We start from the raw sequence: 3514 nt of genomic DNA on the forward strand, positions 1-3514 counted from the left end.
TTTAGTTGTTATTTAGTTTTTCTAAGCCTAATTTTTAGGCTTATTTGATGTGCCATAAATTACAAGATTAATTATTTTTTATTTTCTCTTGACATTTGATAGCTGGTCTAATTTTGAGTATAAAAAAAGCAGTAAACTTTATAATTACTGCTTTAATAAAATATCCTATATTATTAATCATTAAATGAACAATCTCGACAAATACCACCTACATCTTCTCGCCTATCCTTAAATCCCTTTCCACATTTAGAGCAAATAAATGCATAATCATTATTGTAATTCTCCTCTTCTAAATAAGAGTCATCGTAGTCTTCTTCATTTTTGTTTATAGAATCTTGATCTATCTGAATTTCAATTATTTCAATATCTGTATATTCTTTATCATTATTAATATAAAAAGAATCTTCTTCGATATCATCTTTATTAATTAATCTTGTGACATTAACTATGACACTTCCACTAAATTCTTGTTCTATTGGTGGTGATTGTATGACTTCTTTTGTATCATCATCACGTCCCCAATAATCAAAGGATACACAACTTAAATTTATTAAATATTCTAGCTCATAAGTTATACTAACAATCTCGTCTGTAAACTCTTCATAAGTATCTAATATCTCATTGAATTCACAATTATTTATATCTAATTCTTCAATACCCTCACTTCCAATAACATACGATTCTAGATAATAATAGTTGTTATTATAAATACTGTCAACTATATCATTAGAAATATCTTGTTTTACTCTTTCTACATATGACACATCTTTTCTATTTAAATCTACATAAACATTAAAATCATATCTATCATATACTTTTGAAGCGAAATTCTGAAACATTCCTGTTGTTAAAAATTCAATATTTACATTTGGATTTTTTTCTTTAAATTCACTTAATAATTTATCGTGAACTACTAAATTATCTTGACTATCCTTACTCCACCAGTCTTCTTTTATATCATTCGTAATAAAAATAATATCTTTTACTGATTTTTCAACTGGTAAATCTAATATCTCTTTCCAAACAAATAAATCTACAAATTTTTCAACTCCATCTTTATTAATGTCCTCATATCCAGGCGGAATTTTATATTTATACCTAAGTTCACCCTCTCTAATAATTTTTAATTGTTCACTAAACCTTATCCTATTACCTATCCTATTATTTTTTTCTAAATATGAAATAAGATTATCTATATCTTTAATTATTTCAGGAGAATCTGTTGTTATTTCATCATATTCAATACCAACACTATTTTTATAAGATTTGATTATTTGTTTTAATTCAACTAACTTGTTATTTAAATCATTCTCCAAATTTTTTCTTCCAAAATAATTATATTTAGATGATTTAATCAAGACACTCTCTAAATTTTTTTGACTCCTTTCAATTACTCTTAGTAAATCTTTTTCAAAATTTTGATACTTTTTTTTCAATTGTCCGAATACGCTATATTTATTTTTATTAAATTCTTTATACACTTGATTCGGAATCCATATTAAATCCTTACACTCCTTGAAAATTTCTAATATGTTTTTGCTACTGTATAATGAATATCGAGCTAAGTCAAGTATTACATTTGTATCTAATACTATTATAGAGGTTTTTCTATTTATTATTTTTTTAAATTTTTCATAATTCAATTAAAGCACCAACCTTATTATTTAATTACATTCACAAAATTATTAAGTTTTTTCCATTTTCTAATCTTAGTCCTAAATGTTCCAAATGGTGCTACTGTATTTACATGGATAAATTTATATACTTCCCAAGTTGCAGTTTTTGTTGCTTCATCTGCCCATTTTCTCATATGTGGTTTAAATAATTCTTCCTCTGTAAGATTATCTATCAAAGAGTAAATATCTTCTATATTCTGTGATAGTTGTTCTTTTAATTCCTTTAACGATTTATGAGCATAGGTATCTGTAAACCATTGATACAATTCTCCAAGTTGATTCCACTTAAATTTGTCAGATGGCGTTTTAACCTCAATTCCCTTTTTTTCATCTTCTTCCCATTTCAAAACTAAAGTTGTCCAACCTACTTGATAGGCAAGATTTTCAGCTGGTGTCCTATCAACTTGATCTACTCTTTTATCTTTTAATTCTTCTGGGATATTATCAAACTCTGAAATATATTTTCCAAAAGTTTTCTTTATCTCATTTTTTAATTCTTCCTTACTTTCATAAGACCTCATATGCCTACCTCCATGGTTTATATAGATATTATACCAAAAATATTTTTATCCTAGGCTTAATTCATAATCTTGTAATCAAACTGTTCCTGTTTATTTTTATTTTATCTCTATTTGTTAAATACTCTTCCACATCAAACAAGTTTTTCTTATCATAATCTTCCAACAACTTGTAATTCTTATGCTTTGTAATATCGAATTTATCAGATAGAAAAGGTCTTACTCCTCTTAACTGATAAATACACTTACCGCCATCCATTACAGTTATTTCATCTTGACTCATAAGTTCCTTGCCAGTTTTTTGGTAATTTAGACCAAAAGATTTTTGATTGGATCTTGTTTCTGATGTGTTATATAGGTCTATGGTTTCTTTTCCTAAGGTTTCAGATAATTCTTTTACTGTTGTTTTTTCTTTTCCTCCTAAAAAGAGTGTAGAGTCGCAGTTACCAACTATTGTATCTGCATGGTCTTTATAGATTGCTTTTAATTGAGATTGTGCTTGCAGTATTATGCTTGCCGATATTTCTCTTGAACGAATTGTTGCAATCAATTTTTCAAATTTAGGAATTAATCCTATATTTGCAAACTCATCAAGTAGACACCTAACATGAACTGGAAGTCTTCCACCATACACATCATCTGCCTTATCACATAGAAGATTAAATAGTTGAGAATACATTATTGAAACTACAAAGTTAAAGGTATCATCTGTATCTGATATTATTACGAATAAAGCAGTTTTCCTATCTCCAATTTTATCGAGTTCTAATTCATCTTCACTCATTAGCTCTCTAAGCTCTCTTATATCAAAAGGTGCAAGTCTTGCTCCACATGATATTAGAATTGACTTGGCAGTTTTTCCTGTAACAACTTGTCAAGGACTTTCTAATCATTTTTATCGACTTTTTGATGTTTTTCTCTCTCCATTTCTCTAAGAATTATGCGTTTTAATTTGTCTTGCATTGTTTCTGTTGCATTTTCATTAAAGTGAACAACAACCTCATAGGTTGCTTTACCAATTTTCTTTATAGTTTTTGTTCCTGTATTCTGTTCTTTTTTATTTTCGTGCATATATTTTTCCTCCTGGTTGTTGCAATAAAAAAAGACTATTAGATTTTTAATTTTCTAATCGCCTTTAAAGTGTCATATTTATATTTTTATTATCTCTGGCATACTTTTATACCTTTTTAGAATTAAAGTCTTTAATAGTGCCTTTCCACCTCTTTTTATCTATAAAGATTCTCCTACATCATAGTTCATTTTTTTATTTAAACCTTTCTGTCTTAGTTTGTCTTTATCTTCTTCATACCAATTAAGGAT

General features: G+C 27.2%; 3 protein-coding genes and 2 pseudogenes. All 5 read right to left on the reverse strand.

Features of this window, described 5'->3' with window-relative positions; all coding sequences use genetic code 11:
- Window positions 1-173: 173 nt before the first annotated feature.
- Complete coding sequence (locus C8269_RS10670) at window positions 174-1643, reverse strand: PIN-like domain-containing protein (RefSeq protein ID WP_106461828.1); 1470 nt, start codon at window positions 1641-1643, stop codon at window positions 174-176.
- Window positions 1644-1660: 17 nt separating this feature from the next.
- Window positions 1661-2197, reverse strand: coding sequence for a ClbS/DfsB family four-helix bundle protein (locus C8269_RS10675; protein ID WP_001258251.1), 537 nt, complete (start codon window positions 2195-2197; stop codon window positions 1661-1663).
- Window positions 2198-2258: 61 nt separating this feature from the next.
- Window positions 2259-3068, reverse strand: a pseudogene (locus tag C8269_RS10680) (VirD4-like conjugal transfer protein, CD1115 family); the annotation flags it as partial.
- An 11-nt stretch (window positions 3069-3079) separates the two neighbouring features.
- Complete coding sequence (locus C8269_RS10685; RefSeq protein WP_106461829.1) at window positions 3080-3265, reverse strand: transposon-encoded TnpW family protein; 186 nt, start codon at window positions 3263-3265, stop codon at window positions 3080-3082.
- Between the two features lie 159 nt (window positions 3266-3424).
- Window positions 3425-3514, reverse strand: a pseudogene (locus C8269_RS11040) (replisome organizer); the annotation flags it as partial.

Origin of the sequence: Anaerococcus sp. Marseille-P3915, from assembly GCF_900258475.1 — a bacterium.
Classification (GTDB): Bacteria; Bacillota; Clostridia; order Tissierellales; family Peptoniphilaceae; genus Anaerococcus; species Anaerococcus kampingae.